At 45.5% G+C, this 24,909-nt stretch carries 20 protein-coding genes; 8 read left to right on the top strand and 12 right to left on the bottom strand.

Going from position 1 to position 24,909, the window contains the following annotated elements; all coding sequences use genetic code 11:
* The first annotated feature begins 722 nt into the window (after window positions 1–722).
* The 3 genes from AACV12_RS11245 to AACV12_RS11255 all read left to right on the top strand — a co-directional run bounded on the left by AACV12_RS11245 (window position 723) and on the right by AACV12_RS11255 (window position 4,697).
* Entirely contained in the window at window positions 723–1,757 is a 1,035-nt protein-coding gene (locus AACV12_RS11245) for an ABC transporter substrate-binding protein (protein ID WP_019280927.1), read from the top strand.
* Window positions 1,754–3,094 (top strand): GGDEF domain-containing protein, encoded by a 1,341-nt coding sequence (locus AACV12_RS11250; protein ID WP_013856589.1) that lies wholly within the window; start codon window positions 1,754–1,756, stop codon window positions 3,092–3,094. The genes AACV12_RS11245 and AACV12_RS11250 overlap by 4 nt, the downstream gene beginning before the upstream one ends.
* Before the next feature lie 151 nt (window positions 3,095–3,245).
* Window positions 3,246–4,697 carry an NAD-dependent succinate-semialdehyde dehydrogenase gene (locus AACV12_RS11255; RefSeq protein ID WP_445286168.1) on the top strand — a complete coding sequence of 484 codons (1,452 nt, stop codon included), beginning with the start codon at window positions 3,246–3,248 and terminating at the stop codon, window positions 4,695–4,697.
* Between the two features lie 11 nt (window positions 4,698–4,708).
* Here AACV12_RS11255 and AACV12_RS11260 read toward each other — a convergent pair whose 3' ends face one another.
* Window positions 4,709–4,963 (bottom strand): DUF1496 domain-containing protein, encoded by a 255-nt coding sequence (locus AACV12_RS11260; protein ID WP_010319042.1) that lies wholly within the window; start codon window positions 4,961–4,963, stop codon window positions 4,709–4,711.
* A gap of 28 nt (window positions 4,964–4,991) precedes the next feature.
* On the bottom strand, window positions 4,992–5,885 hold the full coding sequence (locus tag AACV12_RS11265) for a pyridoxal-phosphate dependent enzyme (protein WP_094127174.1): 894 nt from the start codon (window positions 5,883–5,885) through the stop codon (window positions 4,992–4,994).
* 447 nt (window positions 5,886–6,332) lie between these two features.
* Between AACV12_RS11265 and AACV12_RS11270 the strand changes: the two genes are divergently transcribed.
* The 3 genes from AACV12_RS11270 (at window position 6,333) to fabV (ending at window position 10,677) form a co-directional block, all read left to right on the top strand.
* Complete coding sequence (locus tag AACV12_RS11270) at window positions 6,333–6,959, top strand: TetR/AcrR family transcriptional regulator (protein ID WP_038172089.1); 627 nt, start codon at window positions 6,333–6,335, stop codon at window positions 6,957–6,959.
* 55 nt (window positions 6,960–7,014) lie between these two features.
* Window positions 7,015–9,297, top strand: coding sequence for an acyl-CoA dehydrogenase (locus AACV12_RS11275; protein WP_064625501.1), 2,283 nt, complete (start codon window positions 7,015–7,017; stop codon window positions 9,295–9,297).
* A 177-nt stretch (window positions 9,298–9,474) separates the two neighbouring features.
* Window positions 9,475–10,677, top strand: coding sequence for an enoyl-ACP reductase FabV (gene fabV / locus AACV12_RS11280; protein ID WP_026028134.1), 1,203 nt, complete (start codon window positions 9,475–9,477; stop codon window positions 10,675–10,677).
* A 122-nt stretch (window positions 10,678–10,799) separates the two neighbouring features.
* On the opposite strand, the gene AACV12_RS11285 is transcribed toward fabV, so the two are convergent.
* From AACV12_RS11285 to AACV12_RS11305, 5 genes are all read right to left on the bottom strand, one after another.
* Complete coding sequence (locus AACV12_RS11285) at window positions 10,800–11,198, bottom strand: hypothetical protein (RefSeq protein ID WP_170900351.1); 399 nt, start codon at window positions 11,196–11,198, stop codon at window positions 10,800–10,802.
* Between the two features lie 329 nt (window positions 11,199–11,527).
* Window positions 11,528–11,710 (bottom strand): hypothetical protein, encoded by a 183-nt coding sequence (locus AACV12_RS11290; RefSeq protein WP_010319035.1) that lies wholly within the window; start codon window positions 11,708–11,710, stop codon window positions 11,528–11,530.
* Window positions 11,711–11,882: 172 nt separating this feature from the next.
* Window positions 11,883–12,860 carry a J domain-containing protein gene (locus AACV12_RS11295; RefSeq protein ID WP_170900429.1) on the bottom strand — a complete coding sequence of 326 codons (978 nt, stop codon included), beginning with the start codon at window positions 12,858–12,860 and terminating at the stop codon, window positions 11,883–11,885.
* Between the two features lie 105 nt (window positions 12,861–12,965).
* Complete coding sequence (locus tag AACV12_RS11300; RefSeq protein ID WP_017042255.1) at window positions 12,966–13,649, bottom strand: DUF2786 domain-containing protein; 684 nt, start codon at window positions 13,647–13,649, stop codon at window positions 12,966–12,968.
* 127 nt (window positions 13,650–13,776) lie between these two features.
* Window positions 13,777–14,466: a DUF3334 family protein gene (locus AACV12_RS11305; RefSeq protein ID WP_026028133.1), complete on the bottom strand. Its 690-nt coding sequence runs from the start codon at window positions 14,464–14,466 to the stop codon at window positions 13,777–13,779.
* 275 nt (window positions 14,467–14,741) lie between these two features.
* Here AACV12_RS11305 and ydiJ point away from each other — a divergent pair, with 275 nt between their 5' ends.
* Both ydiJ and AACV12_RS11315 read left to right on the top strand, forming a co-directional pair.
* Window positions 14,742–17,777 (top strand): D-2-hydroxyglutarate dehydrogenase YdiJ, encoded by a 3,036-nt coding sequence (gene ydiJ / locus AACV12_RS11310; protein ID WP_170900352.1) that lies wholly within the window; start codon window positions 14,742–14,744, stop codon window positions 17,775–17,777.
* Window positions 17,778–17,827: 50 nt separating this feature from the next.
* Window positions 17,828–18,319 (top strand): methyltransferase family protein, encoded by a 492-nt coding sequence (locus tag AACV12_RS11315; RefSeq protein WP_115339085.1) that lies wholly within the window; start codon window positions 17,828–17,830, stop codon window positions 18,317–18,319.
* 141 nt (window positions 18,320–18,460) lie between these two features.
* Here the strand turns inward: AACV12_RS11315 and AACV12_RS11320 are convergent, their stop codons facing one another.
* From AACV12_RS11320 to hutI, 5 genes are all read right to left on the bottom strand, one after another.
* On the bottom strand, window positions 18,461–19,186 hold the full coding sequence (locus AACV12_RS11320; protein ID WP_026027168.1) for a DUF3581 domain-containing protein: 726 nt from the start codon (window positions 19,184–19,186) through the stop codon (window positions 18,461–18,463).
* 109 nt (window positions 19,187–19,295) lie between these two features.
* Entirely contained in the window at window positions 19,296–20,828 is a 1,533-nt protein-coding gene (gene hutH, locus AACV12_RS11325) for a histidine ammonia-lyase (protein ID WP_017048047.1), read from the bottom strand.
* A 12-nt stretch (window positions 20,829–20,840) separates the two neighbouring features.
* Entirely contained in the window at window positions 20,841–22,538 is a 1,698-nt protein-coding gene (gene hutU, locus AACV12_RS11330; protein WP_170900353.1) for a urocanate hydratase, read from the bottom strand.
* 77 nt (window positions 22,539–22,615) lie between these two features.
* Window positions 22,616–23,629, bottom strand: coding sequence for a formimidoylglutamase (gene hutG / locus AACV12_RS11335; protein WP_094165382.1), 1,014 nt, complete (start codon window positions 23,627–23,629; stop codon window positions 22,616–22,618).
* The gene (gene hutI / locus AACV12_RS11340) at window positions 23,622–24,836 is read right to left on the bottom strand and encodes an imidazolonepropionase (protein ID WP_026028673.1); all 1,215 of its coding nucleotides are present in this window, start codon (window positions 24,834–24,836) and stop codon (window positions 23,622–23,624) included. Before hutI ends, hutG begins: the two co-directional genes overlap by 8 nt.
* Window positions 24,837–24,909 lie beyond the last annotated feature (73 nt).

A 24,909-nucleotide genomic window follows, 5' to 3' on the forward strand; every position in this document is an offset into this window, starting at 1 on the left:
ACACCAAGACAAGAAAGATCAAGAATATGAGGTGCAGTTAGAGTTGAAGATGAACTAACAGCGCGAGGATGCCCCCTTTCAGGGGGCTGTAAACCAAAGCCGCCTTCTAAGAAGGCGGATTTTTACTGCAGCCTTCGCACTGCTGCTGAATTTAAGATGCGTCCACGATCGCTCTCGAAGTTTTCTTGCTCGGCTACGCGAGTAAGTGTTTTTAATGCTTGAGGTGGACTGGTTTGTCCCTTGTAATAGACACGCGTTCCTCTGACTTTTTGATTAAAGTTGATCATCATAACTTGTTCCTATACGAATTATAACGATACTAAATTATCTTTACCGCTAAGAACTACCTAATTGATTTTTCGATTATTGTGATGGCATGACTATCTGATACTAGAATGTAAAGGATCTCGAATGCTTTTAGCCTTAATCGATTTCTAAAAGTAATACTCAGGGTGATACTTTTCATTTGTATATTATTGTTTTAGTTTTAAATCATGGCCTTGAAAGCTAAGGTGTGCTGTCTTGCTCCCGCCATATTCTAAACCGTAGACGATCGTCTACGGTTTTTTTGTGCGTAAAATACCATGTTAACTCAAGCTTAACTCACTGTTTAATCTAAACAATCTCAATGCATCCCCTGCTAAAAGTTATTAAATAGCCATTCACTCAAAAATAATTCCAATTCAGAGCTAAACTGTCATATATAAAACTAATTTCACTTATTGGCTATGGTTACGAAAAAGCACAAAGCTCAGACCTTTCATAAAGTTGCAGTGGCTATTGTTGTATTGGTAGTCACTATTGCTATTTTTAATAGGCAACTTGGTCATTTTTATGATGCTAGCCGTGTTGAAGAGCGTAAAGCAGTAAGAATAGCGGTTTCGCAAACGCCACTCTCTTCCTCCTTTATTATTGCCGACAGTTTGGGTTTTTTTGAACAACAAGGGGTGAATGTCGAACTAGTGCCCTGTTCTGGAGGTGTGGCCTGTTCTCAAGCTTTGTTTAGTGGGAATGTAGACTATGCGACTGCCTCTGAGTCGGTGGTTATGTTTAAGCTTTTCCAGCGTAATGATTTTGCACTATTAACCAGTTTTGTTGAGTCAGATAACGATTTAAAGCTGCTCACGTTAGAGCGATTAGGCATTGTTAACCTGAGTGACTTGGAAGGTAAAAAAGTAGGCATCGTTAAGGCGAGTGCCAGTGAGTTTTACTTTGATTCATTGTTGATTGCCAGTGACCTGAAAGAGATGGCTGTTGAAAAAGTCTATTTACCACCAGAAGCGCTAAATGACTCATTATTCTCCTCACAAGTTGATGCTATTTCTGTTTGGGAACCTTACGGTTATAAAACTGAAACCTCTGCACCATCCGATGTATTGAACCTTGGGCTATCTGGTATTTATCATTTGTCGTTTAATTTACTTTCGATGAAAGCAACCGTCGAAGAGGCGCATGACGAGATAGTGGCAATATTACGTGCATTAAAAGAGGCTAATGAATGGATTAACCTCAATCCTGAACAATCGAGAGAGGTGATTGCACAGGCCTTAAATATTCCGTTACCCCAACTCGAGTGGTCTTGGAATGATTATGTATTTCGTTTGTCGTTAGGTAATGCACTTTTATCTAACTTACAGCTTCAAGCAAGATGGGCGATTGAGGCTGGTATGGTTACGGGCGACAAGCCGGATTTTCGGACAGTGCTTGCTTCCAAGCCGATCGAGGAAGTGCTACGTACTAAGGTATCGATAAAATGATCAGTTCGATTGTGCGTAAATTGACATTATTGTTCGCATCCACGGCATTTCTAATCCTTTTGATCACTTTTTCTCTGTGGGGCTTACTTAAAGAACAAGAGCAAACAAAAAAAGATCTAGAAGATATTATGCAGATCCAATTGAGTGTGGATTTGTTGCGTAGCCAACTTTGGATTTTCCTGCAGTATTCTGATGTATCAAGTTTGGACCAGGTTGATATTGCTCAGCAAAGCCTCTCCAAGAGACTGCTTAATCATAAGATGATGGGCAAACATATCGAAAACTTACAACGCATGAATACTAGCCTTGCCGTCTTACTGCAACAAGAAAAAAAGCTTACTCATCAAGATGCTGAAGCAAAAAGCAACTCTCTAATCAGCGCGAAAGGGCTGTTACATTCACGTTACAATATGCTTGTGCAAAATATGACTGAAGAGTTGTTTTACTTACAAAAATCAGTCTTAGCAAAAAGCATTGAGAGTCAACAAATGACCTTGATGTTGAGTGCACTGAAAATATTATTTTTTTCAATCTTAGTGAGTGGCATTGCCTGGTTGATTTTGAAACGTTTCAAAAGGGGGTTTGCGTCAATTAAACAAGGTATCCTAGCTTTGACGTATGGTGACCTTGAAAGCAAGATTGAACCAGTTAATCTGGATATTGAATTTGTAGCTTTGGCTGACTTTTTTAACCATATGAAGGTCTCACTAAAAACGACAACCGTAACAAAAGATGAATTACAATTAGAGGTTGAGCGGCAAACCTCAGAGTTAAAAATTCAAAAAGATCAGCTTCAGTTTCTATCTGAACATGATTCGTTGACGGGGCTACTTAATCGGCGAGCGTTTGAAAAGTTGTTGGATAACGCCATCGTAAAAGCCAACAGGACTAAGGTGAAGTTAGCGCTGCTTTTCATTGATTTGGACAATTTCAAAACCATCAATGACACTCAAGGCCACTGCGCGGGAGATGAAATTTTAAAGCAAATCGCGATTCGCTTAGAGGCCAGTATCCGCCAATCTGATTTTGCGGCAAGGCTTGGCGGCGATGAATTTGTAGTGTGCCTCGATCTGATTGATGAGTACGACTTTGTCGCAGAGAAAGTCAAACAAATCATCAAATGCTTAGGGCTGCCCATTGAGTTTGAAGGGCAAAGCCTAACCGTTGGTGTTAGTGTCGGTATCAGCTACTTCCCCTTACAAACCAATAGTATGCACCATTTAATGGCCTTAGCTGATGAGGCGATGTATCAAGCGAAAGAGGTGGTTGGTAACACTTATTGCCAAAACATTGATCCCTTAAGGGGAGTTTTTACAGTGGAAGACGTGGTGAGTTAACGCCATTTTTCTGCATAGGAAGCGGCTGGGTCGAGGCTGATTCATGAGTAGATAGTCGCAATCCCTGAATAATACCGTTTATCAATTGAACCTGACTCAGTTTCCTTTTACCCTGTGCTTCTCCCCCCATATTATCGCTAGGAGCATCGTCATGCAGCTTCGTGATCCTCAACTTTTTAAACAACAATGTTATCTCAATGGTCAATGGGTTTGTGCATCCAACTCGCTCACCTCAACCGTTTACAACCCTTATGACGGCACTCTGATTGGAACGGTTCCGCAGCTAGATAGTGCGCAAGTCCAACAAGCGATTGAGGGTGCAGAGCTTGCGCAGAAACTGTGGAAAAAACAGCCAGCGGCGGACAAAGCGAGAGTGCTTAGATCTTGGTATGAATTGATTGTTGAACACAGCGATGATCTGGCACTGATTTTAACCAACGAGCAAGGCAAACCTTTAGCGGAAGCGAAAGGCGAGATCAGCTATGCTGCCAGCTTTGTCGAATGGTATGCCGAAGAGGCAAAACGAGCTTATGGTGAGCTTGTCCCGAGTCATAAAGCGGATGCAAGAATACTGGTATCGAAAGAACCTATTGGTGTGGTTGCTGCGATCACGCCTTGGAATTTCCCTGCGGCTATGGTGACTCGTAAATGTGCTCCAGCGATTGCGGCTGGGTGCGCAGTGGTACTCAAACCAGCACCAGATACGCCTTTTACTGCTCTTGCTTTGGCAGAATTGGCGCATCGTGCTGGGCTTCCCGCTGGCTTATTGCAATTGGTGACCGGAGAGGCAATCGCAATCGGGCAGCAATTAACCAGCAGCAAAGTGGTACGCAAACTCTCATTTACTGGCTCAACAGGAGTGGGGAAAATATTAATGGCACAGTGCGCGCACAACATCAAAAAGTTGTCGCTCGAGCTGGGTGGTAATGCCCCTTTTATTGTGTTTGATGATGCCGACATTAATGCCGCCGTAGAGGGTGTGATGGTGGCGAAGTTTCGTAACGCTGGTCAAACTTGTGTCTGTGCCAATCGAATCTATGTGCAAGAGGGCGTGTACGATAAATTTGTTAAAAAATTGGTTGATAAAGTCAGCAAGCTGATTGTGGGAAATGGGTTGGAATCAGGCGTAACAATGGGGCCTTTAATCAATGATGCGGCGGTGGCTAAAGTCAAATTACATATTGCGGATGCCACCGCGCAGGGCGCTTTAGTGCAATATGGCACTCTGCCTCAAGCCGGTAGCCGCTTGTTTGAGCCTCACGTATTAACTGAGATGACAGAAGAGATGTTGGTGGCTCAAGAAGAAACCTTTGGCCCACTTGCACCTTTGTTTCGTTTCACTCACGAAGAGGAAGTGATTGAACGTGCAAACCAAACGGATTCTGGATTAGCGGCATACTGCTATACGCAGTCACTGGCTCGGGCTTGGCGCTTGAGTGAGGCACTGGAAGTCGGCATTGTTGGTATTAACGAAGGTTTGATATCAACTACAGTCGCACCGTTTGGCGGCATCAAAGAGTCAGGTCTTGGCCGCGAGGGAGCAAAGCAGGGGCTAGACGAATATTTGGAAGTGAAATACACCCTAATGGGAGGCTTAAACTAACCTTCCTCTCACTATTTTTGTTGAGTCAGTAACACCCATCTTAAGGGGCCATTGGTTTCAAAATCATTGGCCTCTTGGCAGATCATATACAGCTCACCGACTTGAATCACTGCACCGATAGAATAAGCTTGGTCCTTATAATAGCAAACACGTTGCAAAGCTTTACCTTCTGTAGCCACCACAACTGGTAGCGAAGCGGTATTGATTACTTTCGTGTAGCCAAAGCTAGGAGCAATCAATAATAACCAAACACAGTACTTCAGCATGGTGTATCTCCTATTTATAGTGAGGTAGTTAATCAAATTGCCGCTGATAGCGGGGCAGCATACTTTCATTACCCAGTAACCCACCTTGATGAATATAAATCACCGTTTTTTCTGGATGAGCTTCCATCCAAGGTAACAAACATTGCCACATCATAGGGTCATACAACAGATCAAATTCCACATGAGTCTGCTCAAGTAGATTTTGCCACATCCGATAATCGGCTTCGTACAATCGTCCAAAGTGATGCTTTTTCTCTGTAGATATAATCGTAGGGTACTGGCGCTCTTCAAGCTCGTCAAATTGTTGGATGAGGTAGTCATTTCCCCCTACACAAGCACAGGTCAGAACCTCAATGCCGTGCGGTTTTAGATATTTTTGCAGGTAGATCGCAGTGGTTCCTGTCCCGGAGGGCAACGCAACGACGAATTGCGTTTTTGTCTCCATTCTCATCCAGTTGAGAATTTCTAGAGCCAACTGCTTAATGCCCGTTTCGGCCACCTTTGAGCGACCGCCTTCTGGTACGACTAAGCATGAAGCATCAGGCTGACGGATCGTATCAATATACTGCTCGGGGGGCATTATATTGATGGGGCTAACTTCGATGATGTGCGCTCCTAAATCCAGTGCGCCACGATAGTTGCCAATCGGCCTTTGTTGTAACCACGTTGGAATGTGGTCTACATAAAACTCAAATTTCCACCCTTTAATGCGCGCAAGAGCCGCCAGAGAATAGAGAGCATTCGACTGCGCCGAACCATAGCTGATTAAAGTGCTGATGCCGGGGAGATCGCTATCCAATAACGCCATAAACTTACGCGCTTTATTTCCTGAAAAATGGCTGTGAAGTTGATCATCACGTTTTAAATAGAAGCGGTTATTGGCAAAAGTATGTTGTGTTATGGGGGTGTCAGACAGTTTCATGATGATTTTCGAGCAGAAAAGGGCCGTAGTATATACTGACCTGAGTAAAAATTGCAGTGTTGGCCGATTTTATCGCTCGTCAGTTACTGCTTTGCCTCTCATGCGGCAAAAAAAAGCCCAGAGCAAAAGGCGCTGGGCGGATACAAATAAACATAGGAGTTAATAAGAAAAAGCAGCATATCGGTAGTTACAGTAAGAAGAAAAATTTGACGGCCTGTAAAATTCTTAATGCTCTGCTAACTACACTTATTGAGACTGAGCATTTCACAATCAGTTCCATCTTAAAGCCATTTTTTTCAATTTATTTTTAAAATATTTATCTTTCATTAGCTTACTTCTATTTTACTCTTCAGCTCCGATCATTTCGTAAAAATGTGATGTTAATTGCTTGTTAATCAATTGTGTCGATAGTATATTTCAAACACCTGTTTGATACGAGTGATTGAAATGGCACCAAGAAGTAGTACCAAAGAAAAAATCCTAGATGTTGCAGAGGGATTGTTTGCTGAACATGGCTTCAACGATACATCGTTACGAGCTATCACCAGCAAAGCTGGAGTAAATCTAGCCTCGGTTAACTACCATTTTGGTGATAAGAAAACGTTAGTGCGTGCAGTGTTGAATCGTTATTTAGAAGCATTTATGCCAGCCGTTCAACAAGCGCTGCAGGAGTTAAACTCCCAAGATGAATATCAAATGTCGGAAGTGTTTGAGTCATTGCGTACACCATTACGTGCGTTGAATGATGTTAGGCCCAATGGTACCAGCCGTTTTATGTTGTTGATTGGCCGCGGCTATACCGATGTGCAAGGTCATTTGCGTTGGTTTATCACCACACGCTACAACGATGTATTGTCACTGTTTACTCAGTCAGTGATGAAGGCGAACCCAAAACTGACGCCTGAAACTCTATTCTGGCGTTTGCACTTCACGCTAGGCACGTGTGTTTTTACCATGGCGTCGAGCCAAGCATTGGCTGAGATTGCCGAAAGTGATTTTGGCAACCAAGTGGATGCCAAAACCGTCGTCGACTTACTTATTCCTTATTTAGCCGCCGGCGTTGCGGCTGATTAACCCAATTAAATCTATTATAAGAAGTAACAATCCAAGCGAACAAAAGGATCTGATCATGAGCTCTCTACGAAGAAAATGGATAAGCGACCCCGCCTTTAAACTGTTTAAGCAAGTTTTGCCTCCGTTATCGGAGACAGAAAAAGAGGCGATGGAAGCGGGCAGCGTTTGGTGGGATGGTGAACTGTTTTCAGGTCGTCCAGACTTTACCAAACTTCATCATTACCCAAAACCAACCTTGTCAGATGAAGAGCAATCTTTCATTGATAATGAGTTGGAAACGCTGCTGTCCATGTTAGATGACCATAAAATCGTGAAAGAAGATCGTGACTTGCCAGCGGAAGTGTGGACGTTTCTGCGTAAAGAGCGTTTTTTCTCTTTGATTATTTCAAAGGCCTACGGTGGTCGTGAATTTTCAGCACTCGCCAACTCCACCATAGTGTCACGGATTGCGACGCGCAGTATCAGTACCGCTGTTACAGTGATGGTGCCAAACTCCCTTGGTCCGGGAGAGCTTCTCTCTCACTACGGTACACAACAACAGAAAGACTACTGGCTTCCTCGCTTAGCTGACGGTACGGATATCCCTTGTTTTGCGCTGACCGGGCCAGAAGCAGGCTCCGATGCTGGCGGTATTCCTGATCAAGGCGTGGTGTGTTACGGCAAGCACGAGGGCAAAGAAGTCCTTGGGATTAAACTCAGTTGGAATAAGCGTTATATCACGCTGGCTCCGGTTGCAACTGTGCTAGGCCTAGCTTTCAAACTCAGTGATCCTGACAAACTTCTAGGTGATAAGCTCGATATCGGCATTACCTGCGCGCTGATCCCTGCTAATCACAAAGGCGTGGAAATTGGCGAGCGACACGATCCACTCGGCCTTGCGTTTATGAACGGCCCAACGCGTGGTCAAGATGTTTTCATCCCGATGGATTGGCTCATCGGTGGTGCTGACTATGCGGGTAAAGGCTGGCGCATGCTGGTGGAATGTTTGTCGGCAGGGCGTGGTATTTCATTACCCGCACTTGGTACGGCGATTGGTCACTTAACTTCGCGCACGACAGGTGCATACGCTTATGTGCGCAAGCAATTTGGCATGTCAATTGGTAAATTTGAAGGGGTAGCTGAAGCACTGGGCCGTATCGGTGGCTTAACTTATTTGCTTGAAGCGACACGAACCTTAACCACAACCTCGCTCGATTTGAAAGAAAAGCCAGGCATAGTGACCGCCATTGCCAAATATCATATGACAGAAATTGCGCGTACAATTTTAAATGATTCGATGGATATTCACTCTGGTCGAGCGATTCAAGATGGGCCAATGAACTACCTCGGAACACATTATCTCGGTATCCCGGTCGCAATTACGGTTGAAGGGGCCAATATCCTAACTCGCAATTTGATGATCTTTGGCCAAGGTGCCACTCGTTGTCACCCTTATGTTTTGAAAGAGATGGAAGCGGCGGCTAATCCTGATACAGAGCAAGGCGCGAAAGATTTCGATAAGCTGTTGTTTAAGCACATTAGCCACGCGACCAAAAATACCTTTGGGGCTCTCGGTGCTGCATTAACGGGTTCGCGCTTTGTCAAAGCGCAGATGAGCGGCCCAACAAAAGCGTATTACCAACAGTTAACGCGCATTAGCCGAGCACTTGCCGTGAGTGCCGATTTCGCTATGTTGACGTTAGGTGGCGATCTTAAACGTAAAGAGATGATTTCAGCGCGTTTAGGTGATGGTTTGAGTTATCTGTACATGGCTTCAGCGACCTTGAAAAAGTATGAAGATGAAGGCCGCCAACAAACCGATTTAGATTACGTGCACTACGCGGTGCAATATTGTTTGTACCACGCGGCTAAATCTTTGCAAGAGGCGTACAGCAACTTCCCCAACAAAGTGGTTGGGCGCTTACTTAAAGTGTTGGTCTTCCCTTTGGGCAACCATTATGACAAACCTAGCGATGAGCTGTCGGTCAAACTGGCGGAAAGCTTAATGACTCCTGGAGCACATCGAGATCGTCTCACTCATCTTTGCTACATTGGGCCAGAGGAAGACGATAGCGTTGGCTTGATGGAAAAAGCGTTTTTGGCGATGTATGGTATCAGTGCACTTGAGCGCAAGCTGTTCCGCGCAGCCAAAGAGGGTAAAATTGCGCGTAAAGGTGCCCTGACTGAGCGATTGGCTCAAGCCTTAAGCGAAAATGTGTTGACTCAAACTGAAGTAGACCAAATTTTGGCCGCAGACAAACTGCGTTATAAAGCGATTCAAGTTGATCACTTTAGCCATGACTTGAGCGAGGTGATGACCAATAAGCCGGGAAAGCCAAAGCTTAATCATGTCGCCTAGTCGCGAATATCGTCACTAAAAGTGTGACCGTATATCAGGGCATCCTAGTCGGGTGCCCTGATTTTTTGAGCCACGAGAGATCCAACCACTTGCAATTTCTGCCTGTTTTTAAAGAAATAGGGTGAGATCTTCGAGCGAAACTTTTATCCTAGCGGAGATTTTTGAAGGAAGTTGAATATGATCATCAAACCTAAAATTCGTGGATTTATCTGTACGACAACGCACCCTGTGGGTTGTGAAGCTAATGTAAAAGAACAAATTGCTTACACCAAAGCACAAGGCCCTATAAAAAATGCACCGAAACGTGTACTTGTTGTAGGCTCATCCAGTGGCTACGGCCTTTCGTCTCGTATTACCGCCGCTTTTGGTGGAGGTGCTGCGACCATCGGTGTTTTCTTTGAAAAACCGGGCACGGACAAAAAACCAGGCACCGCCGGTTTTTATAACGCAGCCGCGTTTGACAAGCTTGCTCACGAGGCGGGTTTGTATGCTAAAAGCCTAAATGGTGATGCATTTTCTCACCAAGCAAAACAGAAAGCGATCGAGCTAATCAAACAAGACTTAGGTCAAATTGATATGGTGGTTTACTCGCTTGCTTCACCAGTGCGTAAGTTACCTGAAACTGGCGAACTGATTCGCTCATCATTAAAACCGATTGGCCAAACATACACCGCGACAGCGGTTGATACCAATAAAGACATCATCATTGAAGCCAGTGTTGAACCTGCAACTGAGCAGGAAATTGCAGACACGGTAACGGTTATGGGTGGTCAAGATTGGGAGCTGTGGATCCATGCACTTGCTGAAGCTGGCGTATTGGCTCAAGGGTGTAAAACCGTGGCTTATAGCTATATCGGTACTGAGCTAACTTGGCCAATCTATTGGGATGGTGCGCTAGGTAAAGCGAAGATGGATTTAGACCGCGCCGCATCGGCACTGAATGAACAGCTTTCTGTATTAGGCGGTACGGCTAATGTGGCCGTTCTTAAATCGGTTGTTACTCAAGCCAGTTCAGCTATTCCTGTTATGCCTCTTTACATCGCAATGGTGTTTAAGAAAATGCGTGAGCAAGGTGTACATGAAGGATGTATTGAACAGATCTATCGCATGTTTAGCCAACGTCTTTATAAAGAAGACGGTAGTGCGCCGGAAGTAGATGAGCAAAATCGTCTGCGTCTGGATGACTGGGAACTGCGTGAAGATATTCAAAAGCATTGCCGTGAGCTTTGGCCACAGATCACTACTGAAAACCTAAAAGAGCTGACGGATTACGTTGAATACAAAGAAGAATTCTTGAAGTTATTCGGTTTTGGTGTTGATGGCGTTGATTACGAAGCCGATGTCGATACTGAAGTGGCATTCGATGTAATTGATATCTAATCTATTGGTGTCACAGTGACACAATTAAGATGTTCTAATCTCAAAGGTCTAGCCACAGTGCTAGGCCTTTGCTGTTATGGAGGGTAATACAGCATTATTCACCCTCAACAGCATTTTCTCGATCAATGAAACGGTTGCTGTTTCCCTGCAACAAAAAACACATCACAGTGGTGCTCGGTCGCTAATTGCTTGAGTAGGTGTTGGTTGATAGGCTCAATAGTATTTGACGCGATTATCGCACTGGCATTTCCAGAGCGGATAGCTTTCATCACAATCTCTAATTCCGATAACGTTTGAGAGGGTTTCATGTGGATCACTCTGTCGCAATGTATATTGAAAGAAGCAAACCGTTCATACTGTGGTCGAGGACATTCAGAGGTGAATAAGATCCACTGCTGTTGGTGCTGGGATAGCTTAGCAAGCTTTGACATCATGGCTTGTTCAATCGTATTTACTGAGCGATGGGCATTAGCCAAAGGGTACTGAGCTGATAGTTGAGAAGCGAAATTTACTTGAAGCATAATACTGTCCTTTCATACATGCTGTATGTGTATACAGTATTTGAGTTGTAGATACTGATCAAGTTTTTTTTGCTGAATTTATCAGCATAACCAAGCTTGAATTCGTTAGATTTTGTTTTAATTTATTGATTAATAACTATTTTTATCAAACAATCAAATTGTTCAAAGATAAAGCGCCGTTGTCTGTTTTGTGATCAATGTAAGTATCCTAGTAACAGTGTCTCGTCACTAATTAGATAAGTTATCATAGTCGCTGAAATGGGTGTGCTTTTAAAATAGGCAGTAAAAAAGCGCCGTGTTGGCGCTTTTTCATGTATAGCTATTGATGCCTAATGTGACAGTGACTGTCGATCTCGAAATGCTTGCTCTGCAATATTAAACTGCCTGACATCCATGCGCGCAAACTCATTGCAACTTTCACATGAGTGATGCGATTTCCCATCAATATATTCGTGTTTTATTAATAGCTTTGGTTGTTTACACCAATCGCAAATACCTTCAATCGTAAACATGTTTTCTCCCCACCTAGAAGATTTAGGTGTAATTTTCGCGGCGTATTATCCCATATAAAAGAGAATTAAGTTAACTATTTGTTACTTTAAGTGAGATGGAGATCGATTGCGTTGTCTATCTTTAGCGAGTGTTTTAATCGCGAGCGGTAATATTTCGTATTAAAAATAACATTTACTTAACGTGAGGCAGGATAACTTTTAACGCACCATTGAGTCGTTTCATTTCTTCTTGTGAGCCTTGAAGATCTGGGTGGTATATTTTGCACAGTTGCTTGTAGCGAAGCTTGATGCTTTTTTCATCGGGAAGTTCACTGGGTTTAAAGCCAAATAATGCGCAGGCTAATAGTAATTTTTGATCCTGAGATTGAGCCACATGATTGTTTTGCAGTCTTTTGATCTCTTTGAATAAGCTTTCAAGCTGCCTTTTTTGCTGTTTGATCATAAAGGCCTGCGATTCGATTTCTTGCTGGTGTTGACTATTTTTATCGTGTTGTTGAGTCTTACGTTTTCGGCTCCAGAAGCGGAAAAGATAGATAAGCATCAAAAGGAGTAACATCAGCAACAACAGAGATAAGTAATCCGTCATGATAGAGCTTGTCGAGTCGTGCTCAACGGGTGCAGTGCTGACCACCATGTCAGCTTCATCGCTGCTGTCAAAAGCGCTGTCTAATTGGCTGATGGAGGAGACTTGTTTTGCACGTTGTTGATTGAATTTTTCTTGCAATACACGGGCATAACCCTCTTCGGCTTGGCTACTCTTACTTGCCGCAATGCGATACCACATTTCTGACAATTCTAACGCTGAGGGTGGCGAAGGGAGTGTTTCGTAAGTTCTAGCGAGTTGTAATTGAGCATTCACATCGCCGCTAGTGGCTAAGTCTGTCAGCCAAAATAGAGCTTGAGGGATGTCTTTTGGGGTTCCTTGTCCCTTTAAATAGAGATTGGCTAGCCTAGATTTGGCTAAGGGGTGTCCATTCTGCGCCGCTTGTTGAAACCAATAAAACGCATTGTTTAGGTTAACAGCAACTTTGTCCCCTTGCTGATAAGCCAGCGCCAATTGATATTGTGCATTTGAGTTTTGTTGCTGAGCTTGGGCAGTTAGCTCAGCAACAGGAGAAGCCAGTACTAATGAGGAGAAAAACAGGCACAAACTAAGGACAACTCTCAAATTTTCACCATGTTTTGTGGGGCTAATTTCTGTTCAAATAGTAGCGCATTTCTATCGAATGCACAGAGCAGAATAGCGCATTAATGGTTATCTAAGACGTTTTGGAGCAGGTGCGCCATCAATCGGTCGGTTTACAGATACTTTACGGCCTTTTTTTAACCCAGTTTCGTAATCCGCGGTAATATTTTTCATAGCATCACGCAGCTGCTGCTTGAAGGTCTCACGGTCAATATTTTGAAACTCTTTATCAATGTAATTATTGATTTTGTTATTGGATTCATCATCGGCGGTGATCACTGGAAGCTTTTCTAATGCCCCTTCAATCCAACCCGAAACGAATGAATTGACGCGCCGTGTGACTTCCATGCTGGAAGTGCCACTGCCCGCGAAACTATTTCGAAATTGGCCTGTGTGCTCGTTCATTTCTCGGTAAATGATATCAAAAGCGAATGCGGCAAAAATAGCGCGATCGGCCTCACCAATAAACTCAACACGTTTGAGTCCTTTATGATTGAGTAGCACCGCTTCTACACCAAACTTAGTATTGATACCGCGGATCACTCGCAGTAGTGATGAGGTGATCGATGCGGGTAGTAAATGGGTTGATTGGGTTTTGCCCATCTTGATAAATTCGATGTCATCTTTATCAAGCCCATACTTCAGCATCAGGCTATGCGCCATCTTGATGGCATTGGCCGCTTCATTCACATTCGCGGAATTACCAAGTTCAAGACATTTAGCGATCTTCTTTAGAGCTTTCTGTTTATCCATTAATTCGCAAATACAATTCTACAACTTCAGAAAAGTCCGACATTTTAGCGGTTTTATGCGGGAAGTGAAAGCGAAGTGGGGAATCGCTGCCCAAAATCAGGCAGCGAGTCGAGAGGAGGTTGGTGGTTTAAATACCAAGTTCATCCAATAGGTCTGTAGTCAAATCATCATCACTGTTGTTTTGCTTGTCGTTTTTTGCTTTGGCAGACAGTTTTTGCTGAGTCGCTTCTAAAATTGAATCAGGGCTTTCATCTTCTTGAACTTCAAACTCTTCAAGTTGGATGAATTCGGTTTTATCCATTGCCAGTTCAAGATAGAAAATATTATTACTTTCTGTCGAGAAGGTAACTCGGCGTGCTTGTGGACGATCTAAATTAGTATCCACCGACAAAATTACCTGTTTGTTGAGTGACAGCATCTTCGGTTGGTTTTGGGTAATGTTGGTTTGCAGTTCTTTGCGGATTTTATTTGTGAAGTCGCCTACGAGTTGATTCATCAATTCGCCCAGTACATCGCCCACCTCGTCAGAAGTGTGCAGCACGGCCAGCTCTTCTTCTGGCATTCCCATGTTGCGCATATAACTGGTGTAAATTTCCAGCGCAGCCTTGGCGGTAAAGTTGATAACAACGAGCCCAGAGAAGCCACCATCAAACAAAACGAAACAGCCGAAATCTGGCTTTAGTGACGTTTTGTTGATTTTTTGTACCATCGCTGAGTAAGCAATGTTGGTCGCCGTTGCAGAACTGAGCACTCCTGACACTGATTGACAAAGCTTAAGCAAAATATCTTCAGTGGTAACAATCTTGTTTTTTTTCATTCTGATATCCGTAATGTGCATTGCAGTTTAAAAGCGGTATTTAACTCTCTATATCAATATATAAAGCATAAAGCGTTAATTAACTATATATAGCTAAAATGTTGTGTACAGGAAAAATGTCGTACTGATGACTTTTTAGAGAGATTCATTCTTGCATTGAGATTCTGATTTGATCACCTTTTTAAATGTTGTAAAGTGACGAAATTCAAAGATTAATATCAAAATAACCATTAACCCACAGCTGATTGGATCAGCGCAGTAGGGGCAGGAAGCAAATGTTACCAAGACTTCATCACCAAACGGACGTCGATCCCGTCGTTTTGAGCTTTTTACAACAACTCGAAAACGAGGGGTTTAGCGGCGATATCGAATCACAATACTCTAGCCGACTTGCTGTTGCGACTGACAACAGTGTCTATCAGCAATTGCCTCAAGCCGTTGTGCATCCCAAATCAACTCATGACGTAGCACTTATTGGTAAGATTAGCTCAAAACCAGAGTTTGAGAGAGTCACTTTTTCACCGCGCGGTGGTGGCACTGGTACCAATGGCCAGTCGTTAACCAAAGGTATTGTGGTTGATTTATCTCGTCACATGAACCAAGTGCTTGAAATTAATGCTGATGAAGGTTGGGTAAGAGTACAAGCTGGCGTGGTGAAAGACCAATTAAATGATGCGGTCAGACCATTAGGTTATTTTTTCTCACCGGATCTTTCGACCAGTAACCGAGCCACACTTGGTGGCATGATCAATACCGATGCGTCAGGGCAGGGCTCTTTAAAATATGGCAAAACGTCGGATCATGTCTTGTCTCTGCAAGCCGTTTTTGCCGATGGTTCGGTACTTGAATCGGATCTCTCATTAGGCTTGCCTGAAAGTGGTACTTTTGCTGCAAACGCTTTGCAAGTGACCGAAGCGGTATGCCGCGACAAGCGCGAACAAATTGTGGCGAAATTTCCACCTCTTAACCGCTTTCTGACGGGCTACGATCTTAAAAATGCGCTTGATGAAGAACGTGATCACTTTAATCTCACTCGGGTACTTTGTGGCGCAGAAGGCTCTTTGGTCTTCATCACAGAAGCAACCTTGAATCTGACGCCTATCCCCCAAGCTCGCACCTTAGTCAATGTGAAGTACAACAGCTTTGATTCGGCATTGCGTAATGCCCCTTTAATGGTAGCGGCCAATGCGTTATCGGTTGAAACCGTCGATTCCAAAGTATTAAATCTAGCTAAGCAAGATATTGTTTGGCATAGCGTCAGCGAGTTATTAGCGGATGTTCCGGGCAAAGAGATGCAAGGCATCAATATGGTCGAATACGCAGGCCAAAGCGAGCAAGAGGTCGCCGCGCAGGTCGCTTCATTGACGCAGCATCTTGATCAGATGCTTGAGCAAGAACAAGCGGGCATCATTGGCTATCAAGTGTGCAGTGATTTGGCGAGCATTAACCTGATTTACAACATGCGCAAAAAAGCGGTGGGGTTATTAGGGGCGGCCAAAGGCAAGGCTAAACCTGTTGCTTTTGCTGAAGATACTTGTGTTCCTCCTCAACACTTGGCTGATTTTATTAGCGAATTCCGTACCTTGTTGGATAGTAAAAATCTCAGTTATGGCATGTTTGGTCACGTGGATGCGGGCGTGTTGCATGTGCGTCCTGCTTTGGATTTGTGTGACCCACAGCAAGAGCTTCTGATGCATGAAGTGTCTGATGAGGTGGTCAAGCTGGTGGCAAAATATGGCGGTTTAATGTGGGGCGAACATGGCAAAGGTTATCGCTCCGAATATGGCCCCGCGTTTTTTGGTGAGGAGCTATTTACTGAATTACGACGCGTTAAAGCCGCCTTTGACCCGCACAATAAAATGAACCCCGGCAAAATATGTACGCCACTTGAGACCAATTTTGAATTGGTCAAAGTCACGGACACCAAACGCGGCTATTTTGATCGTCAAATCGATGTGAAGGTCCGTGACAGTTTCAAGCAGGCGATGGAGTGTAATGGTAACGGTTTATGCTTTAACTATGACACCAGTTCGCCGATGTGCCCGTCGATGAAAGTCACGGCGGATCGTCGTCACTCACCGAAAGGCCGTGCCGGTTTGGTGCGTGAATGGTTACGCCAACTTACCGAGCAGGGTGTGGATATTCTCGACCTAGAGAAGCAAGTGTTGGAGTCAAACCCAACCATCAAAACTATGATTGATCGCGTGCGTAACTCTTTCAATAAATCGCGTGAGTACGATTTCTCACATGAAGTGTATGAAGCGATGAATGGCTGTTTGGCGTGTAAAGCGTGTGCCAGCCAATGTCCAATCAAAGTGGATGTGCCGAGTTTTCGCTCTCGTTTTTTAAATATCTACTACTCACGTTATCAGCGTCCGGCTAAGGATTATCTCGTCGCGAATATTGAAACGCTTTTACCGGTCATGGCAAAGGCTCCGCAAGTGGTGAACGGGGTATTGGCTCAGAAATGGGTACAAAGCCTCACCGCTTCAACCGTTGGTTACGTTGATGCACCCTTGCTTTCGGTACCGACGTTGGCAAAGCGTGTCGCAGGCCAGGTGGTGAAATTTGATATGCAGCGTCTCGCTGGTCTGTCACAGCAAGATCGCGCTGAACATGTGATTATCGTTCAAGACCCATTCACCAGTTATTATGATGCTGAGGTGGTTGAAGATTTCGTGCAATTGCTGATCAAATTAGGCAAAAATCCGATACTGTTGCCATTCAAACCCAATGGTAAAGCGCAGCATATCAAAGGATTTTTAAAGCAATTCACAACCACTGCGAAAAACACCGCTGCGTTTTTGTCACAAGTGGCTGATCTCAATATTCCAATGGTCGGTGTCGATCCAGCGTTAGTGCTTTGCTACCGTGATGAGTACAACGAAATTCTTGGTGATAAGCGCGGTGAGTTTGATGTGCTGACCGTTCATGAGTGGCTGTTGCCACGTTTGTCGGAGTTTAACCATCACCAAAACCACAGTGACGCGCCTTGGTATCTGTTTGCTCATTGCACGGAAAAGACCAAACTACCGAATGCAGAAAAAGAATGGGGCGCGATATTTAGCCATTTTGGTTCTCAGTTAAAAACGGTGCCAGTTGGTTGTTGTGGCATGGCTGGAACCTTTGGCCACGAACAGGATAAGCTGGAGATGTCGAAAGATATTTATGGTTTAAGCTGGAAGCCAAGTTTAGAAAAACTGCCCAAAGAGCGTTGCTTGATCACAGGGTATTCCTGCCGCAGTCAAGTGAAACGATTTGAACAGGTAAAACCCAAGCATCCGTTACAAGCTTTACTGGCATTGTTGTAAACCCTAAGCCCAGACCTTACTGGGCTTTTTACTATACTGTCGATATTGGTTTGGAGCGAAGCACAGTCAGGTGGAGCAGCATGGAAAAATTTGAACTGAAAATACCCCCAGTGGCGATATTTATTGTGGCGCTACTGTTGATGCATCGTATCTCATACAGTTTTGAGTTTGCAAGCCTCGCTTTACCTCTGCCTCGAGCGGTCTTTGCGATTTGCTTTGTTTTATCTGGCATCGTTGGTTTACTGGGGATTTACGAATTTCGCCGCAAGAAAACCACGGTCAATCCAACCAAACCAGAAACGACATCGTGTATTGTGGATAGCGGTATCTACCGTTATTCGCGTAATCCGATGTATCTGGGGCTCTTTTTCCTGTTGTTTGGCGTGGCTTATTGGCAACACAATGGGTTGAGCCTCGTGGTCGCATTTTTATTTGTGTGGTTTATGAATCGTTTTCAGATTTATCCAGAAGAGCGAGTGCTGGAAGCGCGTTTTGGCGAAGAGTATGTCGATTACAAGCAGCGTGTCAGGCGCTGGATATAGTTGAATGTTGTAAGGCATCCGAAATCAAAAGCCCCGCAAGAATAGCGGGGCGACAATCTATGCAACGAACATGGTTCTAGACAACAAATATGGTTCTAGATAATGAGCAAAAGAGCTCAAATCATAGTAAAAAGAATACGGTTAGGCTGCTTTTGAAAATTGAGCTAAAAACATCTCTTTACGTTCATTGAAGCGATTAACTAAGTCATCGACTGCTTCTTGGTCATAAGGTTTCAGGCCACTGGCTACCATGCGCTTTACCCCTTTCCCTACGATTTGACCGTTTTCTTTAAAGGCAAAGTTAAGCGTGACAATGCCACGTTTACCGTCAACATCAAACGTCGCACCAGAAAACTCAACTTCAGGTGAAGTGAGGTCTAAACGTTCAAATTCCACTTCCATGCTTTCATAGATGACTAATGGGCGCTGGCAGTTAATCATCATCTGCGCTTCTTCCATCAATGGCACCATGATGTGCGGGAAGTTCATACCAGAAAACTGCACATAGTTCGTCACAACGTGTTCGATAAATGCGGTGTTGTGGCTTACTTGGCCTTCACGGCTCATGTGTAGATACTCTTTGCCCGCAGTATCGACAAGAGCGCTCTCTTTCATACACTTATTTTCAATGTGCAGTGCAATGCCATCGCTGACCATGCCTGAAAAATCAAAACGCATCTTTTGGCTAATGCCTTCTTTTTGCAGCAATACTGCAAAGAGCAAATCGCCCGGAACACAGAAACGCTTGCTGTCTTCGTCGTGGATTGGGTTGAAATCTCCCGCCACTTTTTTAGCAAAGTGACTCGCTTGTTGGCGAGTGAACTGGAATTTTTGATCTTGATGAGAGAAATAAGATGTAAGAGACATAATGTACGCTGTATAGCCAAAACTGACGCGATTATAAGTCAACTCCACTCGATGAATGGTCCAATCAGTAAAAAGAGCCTCACAGAGAGCGAGGCTCAATAGCGTAACATTATAAGCTAGGGAGAAGATTTTCCGGCATGAGCGAGTTATGTACCGCCAGCTCTAGCAAGGTATTAGCTTGTTCAATATCTGGCGAGAAGTAGCGATCCTTATCGTAAAACGAAACTTTTTTACGCAGGATTTGTTTTGCTTCTTCGACTAATGCGGAGGATTTATTGGGCGCTCTGAAATCGAGCCCCTGCGCGGCAGAAAGATACTCGACCGCTAAAATACCACGCGTGTTTTCGCTCATATCACGCAGACGACGACCAGCAAACGTTGCCATCGACACGTGATCTTCTTGGTTGGCTGAAGTGGGTAAGCTGTCTACCGAAGCCGGATGGGCGAGCGTTTTATTTTCACTGGCTAGCGCTGCCGCCGTCACTTGCGCAATCATAAAGCCAGAGTTAACGCCACCGTTGTCCACTAAAAATGGCGGAAGCTTGCTGAGCGCGCTGTCAATCAAGAGTGCCATGCGTCGTTCTGACAAACTGCCGATTTCGGCAATTGCTAGCGCCAAGTTATCCGCAGCCATCGCGACGGGCTCTGCATGGAAATTTCCGCCAGAGATGATGTCGCCATCGTCTGCAAACACCAGAGGGTTGTCGGAAACGGCATTGGCTTCCACTTCTAGCGTTTCAGCCGAATTGCGAATTTGCTGTAAGCACGCGCCCATCACTTGTGGTTGGCAACGCAGTGAATACGGATCTTGTACTTTTTCACATGCGGTGTGGGATTCACCAATCTCGCTGCGGCTGTCAAGTACATGGCGATAAGCGCTGGCGGCATCCATTTGCGCGCGATGGCCGCGAACGCGATGAATGCGCGGATCAAACGGGCGGCGGCTGCCCAGCGCCGCTTCGACCGACATTGAACCACACACAATGGCGGAGGCAAATAAGTCTTCTGCGGCAAATAACCCCTCTAGGGCAAATGCGGTAGAGGCTTGTGTGCCATTGAGTAGCGCGAGCCCCTCTTTTGGCGCTAAAGTAATAGGAGTTAGCCCTGCGATTTTCAACGCGTCCAGTCCAGAGATAATTTCGCCGTTGTGGCGAGCTTGCCCTTCGCCGAGCAGCACCGTACTCATGTGTGCTAAAGGCGCTAAATCACCCGATGCGCCAACCGATCCCTTTTGCGGAACACATGGGTAGACTTGGTGATTAACTAACGCCATCAAGGCGTTGATCACCTCAAGCCGAATACCGGAATACCCACGGGAAAGGCTATTGATTTTGAGTACCATCATCAAGCGAACGGTTTCATCCGCCATGAATTTACCAATGCCCGCAGCGTGTGAAAGCACGATGCTACGCTGCAAGGTTTCTAAATCTTCAGGGGCAATTTTAGTATTGGCAAGTAGGCCAAACCCCGTGTTGATACCATAAACAGTACGATTTTCGGCAATCACTTGCTCAACGACTTGTGTGCTTGCTTCAATACCCGCTATCGCGCTGGAGTCGAGTGATACGGTGACCGGCTTTCGGCTTACTTGACGCAGTGCTTTTAAGCTCAATTGGCCCGGTTTAATAACAAGATTTAACATGTTTTTTTGTCCTTACTTCAGTTGCGCGAGTTCATGGTTGAGCATTGGCAGGTCGAGCTTTTGTTCTTTAGCACAGCGTTTCGCAATGTCATAACCTGCATCAGCATGGCGCATGACACCCGTGGCTGGGTCGTTATGCAAAACACGCGCAATGCGTTGTGCTGCGTCATCTGAACCATCGCAGCAGATCACCATGCCAGAGTGCTGAGAAAAGCCCATACCTACGCCACCGCCGTGATGAAGTGACACCCAAGTTGCGCCACCGGCTGTATTGAGCAGTGCGTTGAGCAGCGGCCAATCGGAAACAGCGTCTGAGCCATCTAGCATACCTTCAGTTTCACGGTTTGGGCTTGCTACCGAGCCGGAATCTAAATGGTCGCGACCAATCACGACTGGCGCTTTTAACTCGCCACTTTTCACCATCGCGTTAAAGGCCTGGCCTAAACGTTCGCGATCTTTCAAACCCACCCAACAGATGCGAGCTGGTAGGCCTTGGAATTGAATGCGTTCGCGCGCCATGTCTAGCCAGTTATGTAGATGGGGGTTATCAGGGATTAACTCTTTCACTTTTTGGTCGGTTTTATAAATGTCTTCGGGATCGCCAGACAGGGCGACCCAGCGAAAAGGTCCAATCCCCTCACAAAATAGCGGGCGAATGTAGGCTGGCACGAATCCTGGGAAGTCAAAAGCGTTCACTACTCCTTCTTCGAGAGCCATTTGGCGGATGTTGTTGCCGTAGTCGAGTGTGGCAGCGCCGCGTTTTTGCAGCGTTAACATCGCTTGAACTTGGACAGCCATCGATGCTTTGGCCGCCTTGACCACTTGGCTTTCATCTTGAGTGCGCATTTGAGCGGCGTGTTCCATGCTCCAATTTAAGGGTAAATAACCATTGAGTGGGTCATGGGCCGAGGTTTGGTCTGTCACCACATCGGGGGTGATATTACGCTCAACTAGCTGTGGAAAAATATCAGCGGCATTACCTAACAAACCGACAGAAATCGGTGTCTCCGAGCTATCGATCATCGCCAAGGCTTCATCTAAACTGGTGGCTTTTTTATCGACATAACCAGTGCGTAAGCGGTAGTCGATGCGCGATTCATCACACTCGACCGCAATCATGGAAAACCCAGCCATGGTTGCCGCTAATGGCTGAGCGCCGCCCATGCCACCTAAGCCGCCAGTCAACACCCAGCGGCCTTTTGCGCTACCAGCAAAATGCTGTTTAGCGATGGCGACGAAGGTTTCGTAAGTACCTTGTACAATGCCTTGTGAGCCGATGTAGATCCATGAGCCAGCCGTCATTTGACCGTACATCATCAAACCTTGCTTATCGAGCTCATTAAAGTGCTCCCAGTTGGCCCAATGTGGTACAAGGTTTGAGTTGGCAATTAGCACACGTGGTGCATTTTTGTGCGTCGGGAAAACACCGACAGGTTTGCCTGATTGAACCAAGAGCGTTTGATCCTCTTCAAGGCGTTCAAGCACTTCAACAATTTTATCAAAGCACGGCCAATTTCGGGCCGCGCGGCCAATGCCACCATACACCACAAGTGCATGTGGGTGCTCTGCAACGTCTGGGTCAAGGTTGTTCATGAGCATGCGCAGTGGCGCTTCGGTTAACCACGATTTGGCTCGAAGTGTTGTACCGTGAGGGGCGCGAATGGTGCGCGTAGTATCAAGACGTTGCTCTTGAGTATGGGGTTGCGTCATGTTGAGACTCCTTGTGTTTCACAATGTGGCGCTATTGTTGTTATGGTGCCAATATCGGGTTTAGTGAGGTGTAGCGATTAATCGTCGGTCATGGCATTGGCGATATCCCAACACAGCCTTGCCGCGAGACGAGCAGTTTGATTGTCTTGATCAAATTGCGGGTTGTATTCGGCAATGTCGGCAATTAACAGCTTATTTTTGTGGTAGAAAATTTTGTCAAAATAAGGGGCAAGCGCTTCATAACTTACGCCACGTGCCGCTGGGGCGCTGACTCCCGGCGCCGTTGCAGCTGGAAAGACATCTAAGTCAATCGTCAAATAGAGATAGTCACACTGGTCAATGAAGTGTTGCAGTTCACGCAGATGATCAATCGGGCTCAGTGCTGAAAACTGATTATCTTGCATATACCAAACGCCCAGTTCATCGGCTCGTTGAAACAGTGCAGTCGTATTACTTGCTCGGCTTACACCTAAGCAAGCGTAATGAAATGGCCATTGATTTTGCTCGCACCATTGATGAATTTGATTAAAGGGAGTGCCGGAGCTAGGTCGCACCGAAGCGATCTCTGACTCAAAAGCACGTAAATCGAAATGTGCGTCAAAATTGATGATCCCAATTCGTGGTTGGCTGATGGCTTGTTGACTCAGATATTGCGCTGCGCCTTGAAACGTGGCCCAAGCGACTTCATGACCGCCACCCAGTACGATAACGGGCGTTTGTTTAAGCGTATGGGCAATCACATCAGCGCACTGTTGCTGAGCCAGCTCAAGTTCATCATCAATACAGCGAATATTGCCCAGATCAAAAAAGCGAGAGTGCTTATGCCAAGCCATGTTGGCCAGCGCTTGGCGAATGGCATCGGGGGCCTGTTTTGCGCCAATGCGTCCTTTATTGCGGGCCACCCCTGCATCGCATTCAAAACCGATAATGGCAATGGCTTTCTCATCTTGGTTTTGTTGAATGGGTAGCGTATTGACGGTGCAACGTTGAGTTTGATGGTGAACGCGTGTACCTAACTCGCCATCTTCGGCATCGTGACGGCCTTGCCACTCGAAGCTGTGCTGAGTGTTGCTAAGGGTAGGGTTATTCATAGGTCAATGCTCCGTCAACTACGCGTGCATGCAAACGCGGTACGCCCACTTGATAACTTAAATCGGCTGGGTGGCTAATATTCCAAATGGCGAGATCGGCATCGTAGCCAGTGGCAATTTTGCCGCGAGAATCAGCAAAACCTAACGCTTGCGCAGCATGTTGAGTCACACCTCGTAAGGCTTCTTGGGGGGTTAAGCCAAACAGTGTGCACGCCATATTCATAATAAGAGTGAGGTCAGCAAACGGCGATGTACCGGGGTTGAAATCACTTGCGATGGCCATTGGAATATGATGCTGACGCAGTAAATCAATCGGTGGGCGTTGGGTTTCACGTAAGAAATAAAAAGCACCGGGCAGCAAGGTTGCCACGGTATTGGAACGGGCGAGTGCAAACACACCTTGCTCATCTAAATATTCGATATGATCGGCAGACAAACCTTGGTAATGTGCGGTTAAAGCGCTTCCCCCTAGGTTTGATAATTGCTCGGTATGACCTTTCACTTGCAGCCCATGCGCAATTGCGGCTTGGAACACTTTTTCTGTTTGTGCCAGCGTAAAACCAATCGATTCACAAAACACATCGACGCTCGAAGCGAGTTTTTGTTCGGCCACCAGAGGGATGATTTCCTGACAAATATGCTCAACATAATCGTCTGATCGGTGTTGATATTCTGGTGGAATGGCGTGAGCGGCGAGCAGTGTTGTGACGACTTTAATGCGGCGATGATCCTCAAGGTGCTTAGCCGCTTTGAGCATTTTTATCTCATCATGGAGCGTTAAACCGTAGCCCGATTTGATCTCAACGGATGTGACACCGGAACGCAGCAATCCCTCTAATCTTGGTAGTGCCAACTCAACCAATTGGTCAATGGATGCGGTGCGGGTGGCGTGGACGGTTGATAAAATACCGCCGCCTTGCTTGGCGATCGCTGGGTAGGGAACGCCTTGCAAGCGCATTTCAAACTCATTGGCGCGGTTACCGGCATAGATAAGGTGAGTATGGCAATCTATCAACCCCGGAGTGATAAGCTTGCCTTGGCAATCTATGACTTTGTGTTCTGGCGTGGCAGCGATGGGAATGTGGCTATCAAGGCTGGCGTCAATTTTGCCCGCTTTTATCACCACAGTTTTAGGAGAGCTAGGTTGATAGCCAAGCTCCCCTTGTTCCATGCTGACGATACGCGCGTTGGTCAGTATTAGATCCATCTTTATTGTCACCGTTATCGCTTAGTACGCTGCTGATTTAAATGTATATACAAATAAATAAGGCAAAAGCGCA

Origin of the sequence: Vibrio sp. 2-2(8) (assembly GCF_963888495.1) — a bacterium.
In the GTDB taxonomy this organism is placed as follows: Bacteria; Pseudomonadota; Gammaproteobacteria; order Enterobacterales; family Vibrionaceae; genus Vibrio; species Vibrio anguillarum.